We start from the raw sequence: 15,140 nt of genomic DNA, 5'->3' as shown, positions 1-15,140 counted from the left end.
TCAGAACCTCAGTGGTAATCGACTATCTCGACGTCATGGCAATGACCCTGCTCGAAGCGGAAGCACAGCCGCCATTGGTCGTTGATGCGGATGCTGTACTGCCCGGCACGCCCGCCCCTCAGGGCCTCCAGGCGGTTTCCCGGCGGCGAGCGCAGGAACTCAATGGACAGCGCCGATTCGAGCATCTGCAACTTGCGCTCGGCCTGCTGGCGGATCGCCGCAAAGCGTGGCGGGCAGTAGCCTTGGTAGAGCAGATGCGTGTGCTTGCATGCGAAGGACTTGATCATGCCGGCCAATATATTACGCAACACGTAATACGCAAGACGGAATAGTCTTCGATCTCTACGAGAAAGGGAAGCACTGCATGTCGGCAGCAACTCGGCAGGGCATGGCTCACCGTAGGTTGGGTTGAGGAACGAAGCCCAACATTGCGATGCCCGGCTCCGCTGCGTTGGGCCTCGCTGCGCTCGGCGCCAACCTACGGGACGGTGCATCCCAGTGGCATCGATCGCGGATGAATCCGCTCCCACAGTGGCAGCCCGAGTGCCGCCCGTAGCCCGGGCTTCAGCCCGGGGAGGCGTCGCGCAGGTGGGCCAGCACCTGCTGCACCCGCGCATCCAACGAGCCGGTGAGCACCTGGTAGGGCCAGCCGCGGCGTTGCAGTTCGGCGTGGTACCAGGCCTGTTGGCGGCGGCGGAAGGTTTCGTCCTGGCGGGTGCCGTCCTGCACGAAGGGGAAGTCGTCGGCGCAGAGGAAGCTGTGGGTGTAGGGGCGTTCGGCCAAGGTGGCGAGTTCGGCTTCGGCGCGGCCGAACATCGCGTGGCTGTAGAACAGGGTGGTCAGCGCCGACGTGTCGCAGACCAGGTAACGTCCGGCCTCAAGCGCGGCCTGGTCCTCCCGGGCCATCTGCGTACGGCCGATGTGCAGCAGGTCGTCGTACTCCAGGGCGCCATCCTTCGCCACCCAGTGCTCGCGGCCGAATTCGGCCACGCAGGGGGCGTCGAGCGCTTCGGCCAGGGCGATGGCGAGGCTGCTCTTGCCGGTGGACTCACCACCGAGAAAGACGATGCGCTCGACGAAATCGGCATGCACCTCGGGGGCGAGGAAGCCGCGCAAGCCATGGGGATCGGCACGCAGCCGGGTGCCGGAGACGGGCACGGCAAGGCGCTGCTGGTCGACGCAGACGTGCCGCACCGGGTGGCCGAAGACGCCTGCCAGATGCTCGGCGAAGCCGTCGCCGTAGCTTTCGCTGGTGAACACCGCATCCACCGTGGTGCCGAACACCGCCTGGCAGAACTCGGCGACGAACTGGCGCGGCTCGAACTCGGGGGCGTCGTTGTGAGGCAGGTCGGGCAGGCACTTGCCCTGTTCGCGCCAGGCCTGGATGTGTGCCGGGGTGACCACTTCCGCCTGCACCCCGGGAAAGCGCAGGCGCAACCAGCGTTCGCGGCGCTCGGCATCGCAACCCGGCAGTTCCGGCAGGGACCAGCACAGCAGCAGCAAGCGCTGGCATTGCCCCAGGGCGGTGCGGATCACCTGCTCGTGGCCCAGGTGCAGCGGCGAGAACTTGCCCACCACCAGGCCGGTGCGGAAGGTCGCGCTCACCTCAGGCGGGTTCCTGCCCGGCCAGGGGCGTGGCGGCCTCGCGCAACTCACGGCGCCAGCAGTACAGGCCGTACCAGGCGTTGCACCAGAACAGGGTGTAGAGCCCGGCGGTGAGATACAGCTCGCGGGAGGCGTAGAGCGGCACCGCCAGGGTGTTCACCAGCAGCCAGGCGTACCAGTTCTCCAGGCGCCGACGCATCAGCAGCAGCTGCGCCAGCACGCTGAAGGTCAGCACCAGGGAGTCCACCAGCGGCGCATAGGCGTCGGTGAAATGGTGCAGCAGCGCGCCATAGGCCAGCGCCACCACCACGGCCAGGGCCGCCATTCGCAACAGGGAGGCCGGCGCGGTGCGGCTCACCGGCAGCTGGGTGCCGGCGTTGCCGTGCAGCCAGGCCCACCAGCCCATGGCGCTGGTGATGATGAAGAAGCCTTGCAGGGTGACGTCGGCATAGAGCTGCGCGCCGAAGAACAGCCAGCCGAACAGCAGGCAGCCGAGGATGCCGGTGGACCAGGTGTGCACGCTGTTGCGCGCGGCCAGCAGCACGGCGATCAGGTTGACCAGGTCGGCGACGAGTTCGAGGGTGGAGGGCATGGGGGCGTCCTTGTCCGGTACTGCCTGGGCTCAGCCGAAGCGCTTGACCGCTTCCAGCCAGGCCGGGTCGAGGTGGGTCTGTTCGGTATCCAGCCCCTGGGCCGTCATCGCTTCGCGGTGCGCATCGATCTCGTGGACCATCTGGCTGAGGTCGGAGGTGTTGCCGTCCAGCTGGTGCATCTGGGTCACGCCCAGGTGGTAGAAGCGCAGCAGCTTCATCGCCGCCGGGTCGTTCACGGCGACCCCCGCCTTGACCCGGTGCATCAGGTTGGTGACGCGCATCAGGCTGCGCTTGAGCCGCCAGCCATACACCGCCGGCGCCATGAAGGGGCGCGGCCACAGTTGCAGGCGCACCAGCGCCAGGGTGAGCGCCACCCCGGCCAGCACGCCGATCAGGTTCCAGCGGAAGTTATCGCCACCCGGCGTGCCGAACAGCTGCACGCTGAGGGTGGCCATGAGCATGGCCAGGGCGATGAACAGCACGGCGATGCCGATGGCGATGCGCCGGGTCTTCTCGCGGTATTGCTCGGGGTTCATGGGGCGGATGTCGAACAGCGCATCACTCATCGATCAGGCCTCTACCTGGGTCCACTGCTTATTCAGTCGTTTATCGGAAACCGCCATCTTGGTGCCCAACTGCTGGGCGAAGAGGGACACGCGGTACTCCTCCAGCATCCAGCGGAAGGTCTGCAGCTCGGGGTCGCGCTTGCCCTCCTGGGCGTGCTTGGCCAGGCGTGCCTGGTACTGCTCCCAGTAGCCGGCCAGCTCGCCGGACCAGACGCGGTCGCGCTGCAGCTGGGCGCCGATCTTGTCGAAGCGCTGCTCGATGGCCTTGAGGTAGCGCGGCAGCTCCTTCAGCCATTCGCCCGGGGTTTCGCGGACGAAACCGGGATACACCAGGTTGCCCAGCTGCGCCTTGATGTCGTTCAGCGCAACCGCCTGGGCCAGGTCGATGCGCCCCTTGAAGCGCTTCTGCAGGCCGTGCCACAGCTTGAGGATGTCCAGCACCAGGCGCGCCAGGCGCTCGGCGTGTTCGGCCCAGGCGCCGCGCTTCTTCTCTGCCAGCGAGGCCAGTGCCGCGCCGTCGCGGGGCAGGTTGGTTTCGCCTTCGAGGATGCAGCTGTCGAGGCTGGCCAGGAGGATGTCCTCCACCAGCGCGTCGACCCGGCCCATGTCGCGGTACAGCAGGCCCAACTCGGTGAGGCCCGGCAGCTTGCCACGGAGGAACTTGGCCGGCTCGGCCAGCTGTTGCAGCAACAGGCGCTGCAGGGCGCGGCGGTGCTGGTACTCGGCTTCGGCCTGGGTCGGGAAGCGGTGTTCCTTGACTACGCCGCCCTCCTCCACCAGCGCCGGGTAGACGGTCATGGAAAGCCCGGCGATCTTCTGCTGGGTCTTCTCGGCGACCTCGGCGAACACCTTGGCTTCCACCGCCTTCTGCGCCTTGTCGCCCTGGGGGATGGCCAGGGCGGCCTGGCTGGCTTCGGCGAAGCGCGCGGTCAGCTCGGCCAGGTCGCGGCCCTCGCCGAGGAACTTGCCGCGGGCGTCGACCACCTCGATGTTCATCTTCAGGTGCCCTTCCAGCAGCGCGGCGGCTTCCGTCCAGGCCTCCTCGGGCACCCGTGAGCCGGTCATGCGTTGCAGCTCGCGGCCCAGCGCCTCGGGCAGCGAACCCTCGGCGAAGCTGAGCTTGGCCAGCGCCGCCTTGACGAAGTCCGGCACCGGCACGAAGTTCTTGCGGATGGCCTTGGGCAGGTTGCGCACCAGGGCCACGCACTTGGCTTCCAGCAACCCGGGCACCAGCCAGTCCAGACGCTCGGCCTGGAGTTGCGGCAGCAGCGGCGCCGGCACCCGCAGGGTCACGCCGTCACGGGCGTGGCCGGGTTCGAAGTGGTAGTCCAGCGACAGCTGCAGGTCACCGATGCGCAGGGTGTCGGGGTACTGCGCGGCGGTGACTTCGTTGGCCTCGCGGGCCAGCACGTCTTCCTCGCGCATGATCAGCAGCTCGGGGCTCTTCGCCCGCTCGCGCTCGTACCATTTCTCGAAGCTGGCGGTCTGGTAGATGTCTTCCGGCAGGCGCGCGGCGTAGTAGTCGAAGAGGGTTTCCTCGTCAGCCAGGATGTCGCGACGCCGGGCCTTGGCCTCCAGCTCGTCGAGGCGTTCCAGCAACTGGCGGTTGGCGGCCAGGCACTTGGCGCGGCTGTGGATTTCGCCACGCACCAGGCCCTCGCGGATGAACAGCTCGCGGGCCACCGGTGGGTCGATGGGCCCGTAGTGCACCGGGCGCCGACCGACCACGATCAGCCCGTAGAGGGTGACCTGCTCGTAGGCCACGACCTGGCCACGCTTCTTCTCCCAGTGCGGCTCCAGGTGGTTCTTCTTCACCAGGTGGCCGGCCAGGGGCTCCAGCCAGTCGGGGTCGATCTTGGCGACCATGCGCGCGAACAGCTTGGTGGTTTCCACCAGCTCGGCGGCCATGATCCATTGCGGCCGCTTCTTGGCGATCACGGTCGAGGGGTGGATCCAGAAACGCCGCTGGCGGGCGCCGAGGTAGTCGCCGTCCTCGCTCTTCTGGCCGATCTGGCTGAGCAGGCCGGAGAGCAGCGCCTTGTGCACGCGCGGGTAGTCCGCCGGCTCCTTGTTGAGGGTCAGCTTGAGCTCGCGGCAGATCAGCGTCAGCTGGCGGTGAGCATCACGCCACTCGCGCAGGCGCATGTAGTTGAGGAAGTTCTTGCGGCACCAGTTGCGCAGCGCGTTGGAGCCCAGCGCCTGGCGCTGTTCCTCGAAGCCGCGCCAGAGATTGACCAGCGCGGCGAAGTCGGAATCCACGTCCTTCCACTGCGCGTGGGCCTGGTCGGCGGCCTGCTGGCGCTCCATCGGCCGTTCGCGCGGGTCCTGCACCGAGAGTGCGCTGGTGATCAGCAGCACCTCGTCGAGGCTGCCCTGGTGGGCGCCTTCCAGCACCATGCGGCCCAGGCGCGGGTCCACCGGCAGGCGCGCCAGCTGGCGGCCCAGGGGCGTGAGCTGGCCCTCGCGGTTCACCGCCGAGAGCTCCTGCAGCAGGGTGAAGCCGTCGCTCACCGCCTTGCCATCCGGCGGCTCGATAAAGGGGAAGTCGCTGATCTCGCCGAGGCGCAGATGGAGCATCTGCAGGATCACCGCCGCCAGGTTGGTGCGCAGGATCTCCGGATCGGTGAACTCGGGGCGGCCGAGGAAATCCTCCTCGCTGTAGAGGCGCACGCAGATGCCCGGCTCGACCCGGCCGCAACGGCCCTTGCGCTGGTTGGCGCTGGCCTGGGACACGGCCTCGATGGGCAGGCGCTGGACCTTGGCGCGGTAGCTGTAGCGGCTGATGCGCGCGGTGCCGCTGTCGATCACGTAGCGGATGCCGGGCACCGTCAGCGAGGTTTCGGCAACGTTGGTGGCGAGCACGATCTTGCGGCCGGCCATGGGTGCGAAGATCTTCTGCTGCTCGGCCGGGGTCAGCCGCGCATAGAGCGGCAGCACCTCGGTCAGGCGCAGGTTGGCCTTGCGCAGAACCTCGGCGGCATCGCGGATCTCGCGCTCGCCGGGGAGGAACACCAGCACGTCGCCCGGGCGCTTGCCCTCGGCGCGCTCGAAGTCGCCGATCTCTTCCAGGGCGCGGAGGATGCCCTGGTCCACCGACAGGTCGTCGAACAGCGCTTCGCCGTTCTCGTCCACTTCGGCGGCCAGGGGCCGGTACCAGGTGTCCACCGGGTAGGTGCGGCCGGAGACTTCGACGATGGGTGCGTCACCGAAATGTTTGGAGAAGCGCTCCAGGTCGATGGTCGCCGAGGTGATGATCAGCTTCAGGTCCGGGCGCCGTGGCAGCAGCGTCTTCAGGTAGCCCAGGAGGAAGTCGATGTTCAGGCTCCGCTCGTGGGCCTCGTCGACGATGATGGTGTCGTAGCGCTCGAGCAGGCGGTCGTGCTGGGTTTCGGCCAGGAGGATGCCGTCGGTCATCAGCTTGACCAGGCTGCGCTCGTTGGACTGGTCCTCGAAGCGCACCTGGTAGCCCACCAGCTCGCCCAGGGGCGTGCCGATCTCCTCGGCCACGCGGGTCGCCACGCTGCGCGCGGCCAGCCGGCGCGGCTGGGTGTGGCCGATCAGGCCGTGGGTGCCACGGCCCATTTCCAGGCAGATCTTCGGCAACTGGGTGGTCTTGCCCGAACCGGTTTCGCCGGCGATCACCAGCACCTGGTGCTTCTCCAGCGCCGCCTTGATCTCGTCGCGCTTGGCGGCGATGGGCAGGGCGTCGTCGTAGCGCATGCGCGGCACGCTGCTGCGACGCGCCTCGACCTTGGCGCAGGACGCCTGGAAGCGCTCCAGCCACTGGGCGAACTTGGCCTCGTCCGGCTTCTTGTGCAGCTCGTGGAGCTGACGGCGCAGGCGATGGCGGTCGGCGATCAGGGCGCGATCGAGGTTCTTGTGCAGGGAGGTGATGTCGGTCATCAGGCGCTGGGCAATCGTGGCAAAGGCGCGATTGTCGCAGATTCCGCCCCCACACCGCATCGGCAAGCGCCCCGCGCGCCGACGGCTCGGCGACGCGGGGTGGGGCGGGGTGGGACGGCTCAGCGGGTGGCGGTGATCGGCAGGCTGCGCAGCTCGGCCGGTACGGTGCGCAAGGCCAGGTCCTGGGACTGCAGGGAGTTCCAGGCGAAGCCCTGCAGGGCGCTGCCGCTGCTGTCGCGATCCAGGCGCGCGGCCTGCTCGGACGACGGCGCCGGCGGCTGCACGCCGTAGATCAGCGAATAGAACACCGAGGCGGTGAGGTAGCTGCCGCTGTAGCTCGGGTGGCTGCCGTCCTCGATGAACAGGTGCGGTTGCGGCGTGGCCGCCAGGGCCTGCTTCCAGGCCTGGCCGACCGGGGCCAGCAGGGAATGGGTCTCGTTGGCCAGCCCGGTGTAGACGCTGTCGAGCTGCGCCTGCATGGCCGGGATCGCCTGGCGCGCCCAGGTCAGGTAGAGGATCGGCTGGGCACCGGCCTTGCGCGCCTCGGCGGCCATCAGGCGCACGTATTTGCGGGTCTTCTCGGGGTTGTCCACCGGCATGGTGCTGAAGTCCTGGATCACCACATAGTCCCAGTGCTGGCTGGCCAGCACCTTCTGCACCACGCCACGGTTCCAGTGGGCTTCGAGGCTGGCGCCGCCGAAGGTGACGTCGCGCACGTCCAGCGGGCGCGGCTGGGCGGCGTCGAGGGACATCTGCCGGACCATGCGCGGCAGGTCGTTGTAGAAGGTGTAGCTGTTGCCCACGAACAGCACGCTGAGCGGGCGGCCCGTCACGGCCTGTTGCGAGGCGGAACCGATCACCGGTTTCGCGGACGGGTTTTCAGCGGCCACAGTCGGGCCGACGACGACAACTCCCAGCATCCAGGCCAGGAGGATTCGACGCACATTCATACGCATGGAGGTCCCCCAGGAAAGCGTAACGGCGCGGGTCAGGCCCCGCGGACCGGCGCAGATTATGCGAATCGGCAGCTGTCGCAATGCTGGCACCGGCCAGGGGCGACGGGAGGTCATACCGTTCGGTAGAGCTAGCGAAGCGGCTGGCCCGGGAGTTTCAGACCCGTAGCCCGGGCTTCAGCCCGGGGGCGTGACAGGTCGCGCCCAGGTTGACCCCGCCCGGTGGAGGTAAAGAGCGACCTCCACCCTACGCATCGATCAGCTCCGCACGGTGCCCGGGATGTAGGGGCGACTTCAGTCGCCAAGCGGCGCGCAGCGCCGCCCCCGTGGGAGCGAATTCATTCGCGATCGGCCTTCACCCGGAAACCGGATACCAACGCCCGCCGGCATCAGGCCCCCGGCGCACCCTCCCCTTCCAACGCCTGCCAGCCGCCACCGAGGGCGCGGTAGAGGTCCACCAGCGCCAGGGCGGCGGCGGTGGCGCTGTCCACCTGTTCGGCCTGGTTGGCCAGCAGCGCGTTCTGCACGCTGAGCACGTTGAGGAAATCCACCGTGCCCTGGCCGTATTGGCGCTCGGCGTTGTCGAGGGCCACGCGGGCGTGTTCCACCGCCTGGTCCAGGCTGGCCTGGCGGCGTTGCTGCGCCTGGTAGGCGCCGAGGGTGTCGTCCACTTCGTGCCAGGCGGCGAGCACGGTGCTGCGGTAGGCGATGGCGGCTTCCTGCTGGCGGGCCTTGCTCAGTTCCAGGGTGCCGCGCCGGCGGCCGCCGTCGAACAGCGGCAGGCTCAGGGCCGGGCCAAAGGCGAAGCGGCGAGCGTCCCAGCCCAGGTCGTCCAGTTGCAGGGCTTGCAAGCCGAGGTCGCCGGAGAGGGTGATGCGCGGGTAGAAGTCGCCCTCGGCCACGCCTATTTCGGCCGTGGCGGCGTGTAGAGCGGCTTCGGCGCGGCGGATGTCCGGGCGGCGCTCGGCCAGTTCACTGGGCAGGCCCAGGGGCACCCGTGCCGGGCCGGTGGGAATGGCCGGAGCCTCCCGGGCCGCCAACTCCTCGCGCAGCGCACCGGGCGGCAGGGCCAGCAGCAGGGCCAGGGCATTGGCCAGCTGCGCCTCGCGCTGACGCAGGGGCGGCAGGCGCGATTCGAGGCTGGCCACCTGGGCTCCCGATTCGGCCACCTCCAGCTGGGTGGCGACGCCATCGGCCAGGCGCGTGCGGTTGAGGGCCAGGCTGCGCCGGGCGATCTCCAGGTTCTGCACCGTGATGGCCAGGGCGTTCTGCGCACCACGCAGCTCGATGTAGCGGCGCGCGGTCTCCGCCGTTACCGCCAGCAGCACGCCCCGGCGGGTTTCCTCAGAGACTTGCACGCCCGCGTCCGCCGCTTCCACCTCGCGCCTCACCCGGCCCCAGAGGTCCAGCTCCCAGGCCATGTCCAGGCCGCCCTGCCAGAGGCTGTAGGCAGCGCGGCCCGACTCGCCGGACGGGTCGGAGAGGCCGCGCTGGCTGTTGCGTGCGCGGCTGTAGCCCGCGCCGACACCGAGGTCCGGCGCCTGCCCGGCGGCCACGCTGCGACGTGCGGCGCGGCTCTGCTCCACGCGGCTGGCGGCGGCGAGCAGGTCGAGGTTCTCGTGGGTGGCGCGATGGATAAGCGAGGCCAGCAGCGGGTCGCCGAAGCCCTCCCACCAGCGTTCTTCCAGCTCGGCCTGGAGCGCGCGGCTCGGCAGGTCGGCGTCGTCGGCCAGGGCCCAGTGGCTGTCCAGTTCGGCGTCGGGTCGGGTGAAGTCCGGGCCGACGCTGCAGGCGCCGAGGCCCATCACCAGGACCAGCAGGGTCGCGTGTCGACGCATCTCAGTTCACCCCTGCCAGGGCTTCGGGCTCGCCACGGGTGTCCACGTCGGCTTCCACCGACATGCCCACCCGCAACCGCGCGGCCAGGGGCTGGCCCTCATCGAGGCGGACCTTCACCGGGATGCGCTGCACCACCTTGGTGAAGTTGCCGGTGGCGTTGTCCGGGGCGATGGCGGCGAAGGTCACGCCGGTGGCCGGGGCGATGCTCTCGATGCGACCGCGCAGCACCTCGCCGGGGAAGCTGTCCACGGTCACCTGTACTACTTGGCCGGGGCGCATGTGGGTGAGCTGGGTTTCCTGGAAGTTGGCGACCACGTAGGCACGCGCCAGGGGCACCACCGCCAGCAGCGCCTGACCGGGGCTGACAAAGGCACCGACTCGCACCGCGCGGCGGCCGACCATGCCGTCCATGGGCGCGCGCAGCTCGGTGTGGGAAAGGTCCAGCTCGGCCCGCTCGAGGCCGGCACTGGCTTGCTCCAGGGCGGCCTGGGCGGCGTCGCGCTGAGCGGCGAGCACGTCGGTCTGCTTCCGCGTGGCCAGCAATGCGGCGGCGTGTTCGGCCTGGCGTGCGCGGCTGGTGTCGAAGCGGCTGCGCGCCTGCTGGGCGCTCTGCAGGGTGCCGGCGCCCTGCCCGGCCAGGTGCTGGTAGCGCTCCAGCTCGTGGCGGGCGAACTCCATCTCGGCGCGGTCCGCCTCCACCGTGGCCTCGGCCTGGCGGATCAGCGCGTCCTGCCGTTCCAGGGTGGCCCGGGCATTGGCCAGGCTGGCCTCGGCGCTGGCCACTTCGGCGCGGGCGCCGGACAGCGCGGCGCGGTAGTCACGGTCGTCGATGCGCGCCAGCAACTGGCCGGCCGTCACCGGCTGGTTGTCCTCCACCAGCACCTCGCCGATGAAGCCGGAGACCTTGGGCGCCACCAGGGTGAAGTCGGCCTGGACGAAGGCGTCGTTGGTGCCTTCGCCATGGCCGCCGGCAGTGAAGTGCCAGGCGCTCCAGGCGATGAGGCCGGCGCCGGCCAGCAAGGCGCCGGCGATCAGGGGGGTACGGGGTCGTGTGTCGGTCATGATGATTCTTCCGTTAGCTCGGGGCACGCGGCGGGTAGATGCGCGTGGGCACGAAGGGGATGGCGATGATCAGTGCGGCCGCCAGAACGGCCAGGCACAGGTAGAGGTCGGCGGAGGCCAGCACCGAGGCCTGCTGGTGGACGCGGCGGGCCAGTTGCGCGCCCTCCTCCAGCAGCGGGCTGCTGCCCAGGCGATCCACCAGCTGGGTGGAATGCAGGTGCAGACGCAGGGTGCCGAGGGCTTCCAGCACGCCCCCGGCGAGCACGGCGGCGAAGCCCTTGATGGTGTTGAACCAGGCCGAGGCGAAGGGGCCGTCCGGTGGCGTGATGCTGCCGGTGGAGAGCATCAGCAGCGGCAGCACCGCCATGGGCTGGCCGAAGATCTGCAGCGCCTGCACCAGGTAGAAGTCCTCGCGGGCCCAGGCCGAGGTCAGCCCGGCACCCAGCCAGCAGGCGACGGCGAGCATGGCCAGGCCGCAGGCCAGCACCCAGCGGCAGTCCACCCAGCGCAGGTTGCACAGGGCCGCCACCAGGGGCAGTGCCAGCAGTTGCGGCAGGGCCACCACCAGGAACACCGGGGCGCTCTGCAGCGGCCGGTAGCCCTGCACCTGGGCCAGGTAGGCGGAGGGCACGCTGATAACCCCGAGCAGCACGAAGAGCACGCCACCCAGCACGAACAGGGCGAAGCTGAGGTTGCGCAGCTTGAGCAGCTGGAGCTTGAAGAAGGGCAGCGGGTGCTTCCATTCATTGAGCAGGAACAGCACCAGCAGCACCGAGCCCCCGCCCAGCAGCAGGCAGATCAGCGGCGACTCGAACCAGTCCAGGCGGTCGCCCTGCACCAGGCCGACCACCAGCATCGACAGCGCCGGGAAGCCCAACAGCAGGCCCAGCCAATCGAACTGGCGGAAGCGTTCCAGGCGCAGCGGGTCCTGGGGCAGCCCCCAGGACACGGCAGCCAGGGCCAGCAGGCTCAGGGGCATGATCTGCCAGAAGGCCCAGCGCCAGCCGACGACCTCCACCCAGAAGGCCGCCAGCGGCGTGCCCAGGCCGGGGCCGAAGGTGGCGGTCAGGGCGTAGCCGGCCAGGCCGTAGAGCTTGATGTTGGCGGGCAGGAAGCGCAGTGCCACGGTCATCAGCATCGGCGGCAGCGCCCCGCCGGCCAGGCCCTGCAAGGCGCGCAGGGCCATCAGGCACTGCAGGTTGGGCGCCAGGGGGCTGAGCAGGCCCAGCACCATGAAGGCGCCGATGGCCGCGAGGGTGAAACGGCGCAGGGAGAAGGTCACCGAGAACCAGGGGGCGAAGGCCATGGCGCAGACCGAGGGCGCGGCGTAGAGCGCCAGCAGCCAGGTGCCTTCGTCACGGCCGATGCCCATGGCCCCGCGGATATCGGCCAGGGCGACCTTGGTGACGTTTTCGTTGAAGCCGGCCACCAGCACCGCCAGCAACACGCCCACCAGGCCGACGACGATGCGCAGCCCGAAGGGCGTCGGCACCGGTGCAGCGGCGGGCTTGGCGGCAGCCTGGGGCAGGGACAGGGGCGCGTTCATCGGAGCGGTGCTCCGCTGGCGCGCGAGTGCATGCAAGACATGGGGACTTCCGGGTTTCAGGGATACGCGGGAAGTCTATGGGCGGCCATGGCATGCCGAAAATTGCAATATTTCTAATTTACGAGTGCGCTTAACGCACGAATAAGCGAGCACCCCTCCCAGCAGGACAGGCGCCTCACAGGAGCGATCAGCCGGGCAGGCCTTCCTCGCAGCAGCGCTTGATCAGGCCGCGCAACCAGCGGTGGGCCGGGTCGCTGTCGAAGCGCGGGTGCCAGGACTGGCGCACCCGCACCGTCTCCAGCGGCAGGGGGATGTCGAAGGCGCGCAGGGGCAGGCCGAGGCGCCGGCAGGTGGCGACCACGGGGTCCGGCATCGGCAGGATCAGGTCGGACTCCAGCATGGCCAGCACGGCGGAGAAGAAGCTGGGGGCGATCATCACCACCTTGCGCGACAGGCCCAGCTCGGCCAGCGCCTGGTCGATGGGGCCCCGGGCCAGGCCACGGCGGGAGACGCTGATCTGCTCGAAGGTGGCGAAGCGCTGGGCGTCGAGGGGGCCTTCCAGCACCGGGTGGCCCTCGCGCACCAGGCCGGTGAAGCGGCATTCGAACAGGCCCTGGGACTTGATCTCCGGCGGCAGGGTGAGCGAGGCGCCGATCATCAGGTCGATGCGCCCGGCGCGCATGGCGTCGTCGTCGCCGTCGATCTCCGGGACGAAGCGCAGCACGGCCCCGGGTGCTTCGCGGTGGGCCAGTTCGAACAGGCGGCCGCCGTAGCAGACCATGAAGATGTCGTTGGTGCGGATGTTGAAGGTGCGCTCCAGGCCGGAGAGGTCCACCTGGTCGGCATGGAACAGGCCGCTGGCGCGCTCCACCAGGTCGCGCACCTGCTCGCGCAGCTCCAGCGCCCGGGGCGTGGGCACCAGGCCGCGACCGGCACGCACCAGGATCGGGTCGCCCACCGCCTCGCGGATGCGCGCCAGGGTCCGGCTCATGGCCGGTGCGCTCAGGTGCATGCGCCGCGCGGCCCCGGCGACGCTGCCTTCGTCGAGCAGCACGTCCAGGGCTACCAGCAGGTTGAGATCGGGCAAGGGCATGGCCGGCTCCAGGGCGGTCGCAAGAGTCGGCACTCTAGCGGGCGGGAAATGGGGCGTCGAGGCGTGGCACCGCATCGTTGGGCCTCGCTGCGCTCGGCGCCAACCTACGGGTCCGCAGAAAAGAAAAAGCCCCGCCGAGGCGGGGCTTGTTCAGGGCGGAACGGATCAGCCCTTGAGCTTCTTCAGTTCCTGGTCACGCAGTTCACGGCGCAGGATCTTGCCGACGTTGGTGGTCGGCAGGCTGTCACGGAACTCGACGGCCTTGGGCATCTTGTAACCGGTGACGTTGGCGCGCATGTGCTGCATCACCTCGTCCTTGGTCAGGTTGGCGCCCGGCTTGACTACCACGAAGACCTTGATCGCCTCGCCGGACTTCTCGTCCGGGATGCCGATGGCGGCGCATTGCAGCACGCCCGGCAGGGTGGCGAGCACGTCTTCGAGCTCGTTCGGGTACACGTTGAAACCGGAGACCAGGATCATGTCCTTCTTGCGGTCGACGATGCGCATGTAGCCGTCTTCCTGGATCAGGCCGATGTCACCGGTCTTCAGCCAGCCGTCCGCCGAGAGGATCTCGTCGGTGGCGTCCTGGCGCTGCCAGTAGCCCTTCATCACCTGCGGGCCCTTGACGCAGAGCTCGCCGATGGCGCCGATGGCGAGGTCATTGCCCTCGTCGTCGACCACCTTGCACTCGGTCGAGGGGACCGGGATGCCGATGGTGCCGATCTGGATGCTCTGGAACGGGTTCACCGACACCACCGGGCTGGTCTCGGTCATGCCGAAGCCTTCGCAGATGGCGCAACCGGTGACTTCTTTCCAGCGCTCGGCCGCGGCCAGTTGCAGGGCCATGCCGCCGGACAGGGTCAGCTTCAGGGCGGAGAAGTCGAGCTTGCGGAAGTCCTCGTTGTTGCACAGGGCGACGAACAGGGTGTTGAGCCCCACGAAGCCGGTGAACTTCCAGTTGGACAGCTCCTTCACCATGGTCGGCAGGTCACGCGGGTTGCTGATCAGCACGTTGTGGTTGCCGGTCAGCATCATGGACATGCAATGGAAGGTGAAGGCGTAGATGTGGTACAGCGGCAGCGGCGTGATCAGCACCTCGCAACCTTCATTGAGGTTGGCGCCCATCAGTGCCTTGCACTGCAGCATGTTGGCGATCAGGTTGCGGTGGGTGAGCATCGCTCCCTTGGCCACGCCTGTGGTGCCGCCGGTGTACTGCAGCACGGCGATGTCGCCCGCTGCCGGGGAGGCATCCTTGACCGGCTTGCCACGGCCCTTGGCCAGGGCATCGTTGAGCTTCACCGCCTGGGGCAGGTGGAAGGCCGGGACCATCTTCTTCACGTACTTGACGACGCTGTTGACCAGCAGGCGCTTGAGCGCCGGCAGCATGTCGCCGACTTCGGTGACCACGACGTGCTTGATGCCGGTGCGCGGCAGTACGTCCTGGGCCAGGTGGGCCATGTTGGCCAGGCAGACCAGGGCCTTGGCGCCGGAGTCGTTGAACTGGTGCTCCATCTCCCGCGCGGTGTAGAGCGGGTTGGTGTTGACCACGGTGAGGCCGGCGCGCAGGGCACCGAAGACCACCACGGGGTACTGCAGCACGTTCGGCAGCTGCACGGCGATGCGATCGCCGGGTTGCAGGTCGGTGTTCTGTTGCAGGTAGGCCGCGAAGGCGCCGGACAGCTCGTAGAGCTCACCGTAGGTGATGGTCTTGCCCAGGTTGCTGAAAGCGGGCTTGTCGGCAAAGCGTTGGCAGGACTCTTTCAATACCGCCTGGATATTGGGATACGCGTCGGCATTGATTTCCGCAGGAATGCCTGCTGGATACTTGTCCTTCCAGAAATTTTCGGTCATGGAAGCCCACTCCTAAGCAACAGCTGATCTTCACTGCCGGAGGCAGTTGTTTGTTGTGTTCTGTGCAGTCGTTCAAGCCCTTTCCAGGGCAAAAAAACGCGCCGAGAGTAGCAGCTTTGCAAATGGGCG

At 68.8% G+C, this 15,140-nt stretch carries 11 protein-coding genes; all 11 read right to left on the bottom strand.

Going from position 1 to position 15,140, the window contains the following annotated elements:
• Positions 1 to 8: 8 nt before the first annotated feature.
• Positions 9 to 287: a type II toxin-antitoxin system RelE/ParE family toxin gene (locus tag OEJ36_RS20990; protein ID WP_043244414.1), complete on the bottom strand. Its 279-nt coding sequence runs from the start codon at positions 285 to 287 to the stop codon at positions 9 to 11.
• Between the two features lie 277 nt (positions 288 to 564).
• The gene (locus OEJ36_RS20985) at positions 565 to 1,605 is read right to left on the bottom strand and encodes an AAA family ATPase (protein ID WP_263403220.1); all 1,041 of its coding nucleotides are present in this window, start codon (positions 1,603 to 1,605) and stop codon (positions 565 to 567) included.
• A 1-nt stretch (position 1,606) separates the two neighbouring features.
• Positions 1,607 to 2,197, bottom strand: coding sequence for a nicotinamide riboside transporter PnuC (pnuC, locus tag OEJ36_RS20980; protein WP_263403219.1), 591 nt, complete (start codon positions 2,195 to 2,197; stop codon positions 1,607 to 1,609).
• A 30-nt stretch (positions 2,198 to 2,227) separates the two neighbouring features.
• A complete protein-coding gene (locus tag OEJ36_RS20975; RefSeq protein ID WP_263403218.1) occupies positions 2,228 to 2,764 on the bottom strand; it encodes a DUF3087 domain-containing protein in 537 nt (178 codons plus the stop codon).
• Positions 2,765 to 2,767: 3 nt separating this feature from the next.
• Complete coding sequence (gene hrpA, locus OEJ36_RS20970) at positions 2,768 to 6,667, bottom strand: ATP-dependent RNA helicase HrpA (RefSeq protein WP_263403217.1); 3,900 nt, start codon at positions 6,665 to 6,667, stop codon at positions 2,768 to 2,770.
• 119 nt (positions 6,668 to 6,786) lie between these two features.
• Positions 6,787 to 7,617 (bottom strand): SGNH/GDSL hydrolase family protein, encoded by an 831-nt coding sequence (locus tag OEJ36_RS20965; RefSeq protein ID WP_263403216.1) that lies wholly within the window; start codon positions 7,615 to 7,617, stop codon positions 6,787 to 6,789.
• A 392-nt stretch (positions 7,618 to 8,009) separates the two neighbouring features.
• Complete coding sequence (locus tag OEJ36_RS20960; RefSeq protein ID WP_263403215.1) at positions 8,010 to 9,458, bottom strand: efflux transporter outer membrane subunit; 1,449 nt, start codon at positions 9,456 to 9,458, stop codon at positions 8,010 to 8,012.
• A gap of 1 nt (position 9,459) precedes the next feature.
• A complete protein-coding gene (locus tag OEJ36_RS20955) occupies positions 9,460 to 10,521 on the bottom strand; it encodes an HlyD family secretion protein (protein WP_263403214.1) in 1,062 nt (353 codons plus the stop codon).
• 13 nt (positions 10,522 to 10,534) lie between these two features.
• Positions 10,535 to 12,067 carry an MFS transporter gene (locus OEJ36_RS20950; protein ID WP_263403213.1) on the bottom strand — a complete coding sequence of 511 codons (1,533 nt, stop codon included), beginning with the start codon at positions 12,065 to 12,067 and terminating at the stop codon, positions 10,535 to 10,537.
• A 187-nt stretch (positions 12,068 to 12,254) separates the two neighbouring features.
• Entirely contained in the window at positions 12,255 to 13,160 is a 906-nt protein-coding gene (locus OEJ36_RS20945) for a LysR family transcriptional regulator (protein WP_263403212.1), read from the bottom strand.
• A 165-nt stretch (positions 13,161 to 13,325) separates the two neighbouring features.
• The gene (gene fadD1 / locus OEJ36_RS20940; RefSeq protein ID WP_263403211.1) at positions 13,326 to 15,011 is read right to left on the bottom strand and encodes a long-chain-fatty-acid--CoA ligase FadD1; all 1,686 of its coding nucleotides are present in this window, start codon (positions 15,009 to 15,011) and stop codon (positions 13,326 to 13,328) included.
• Positions 15,012 to 15,140: the final 129 nt, after the last annotated feature.

Origin of the sequence: Pseudomonas sp. PDM13 (assembly GCF_025685765.1) — a bacterium.
Lineage (GTDB): Bacteria > Pseudomonadota > Gammaproteobacteria > Pseudomonadales > Pseudomonadaceae > Metapseudomonas > Metapseudomonas solani.
The sequence above is the reverse complement of the archived record's forward strand: the minus strand, read 5'-3'. Positions and strand labels throughout refer to the sequence as shown.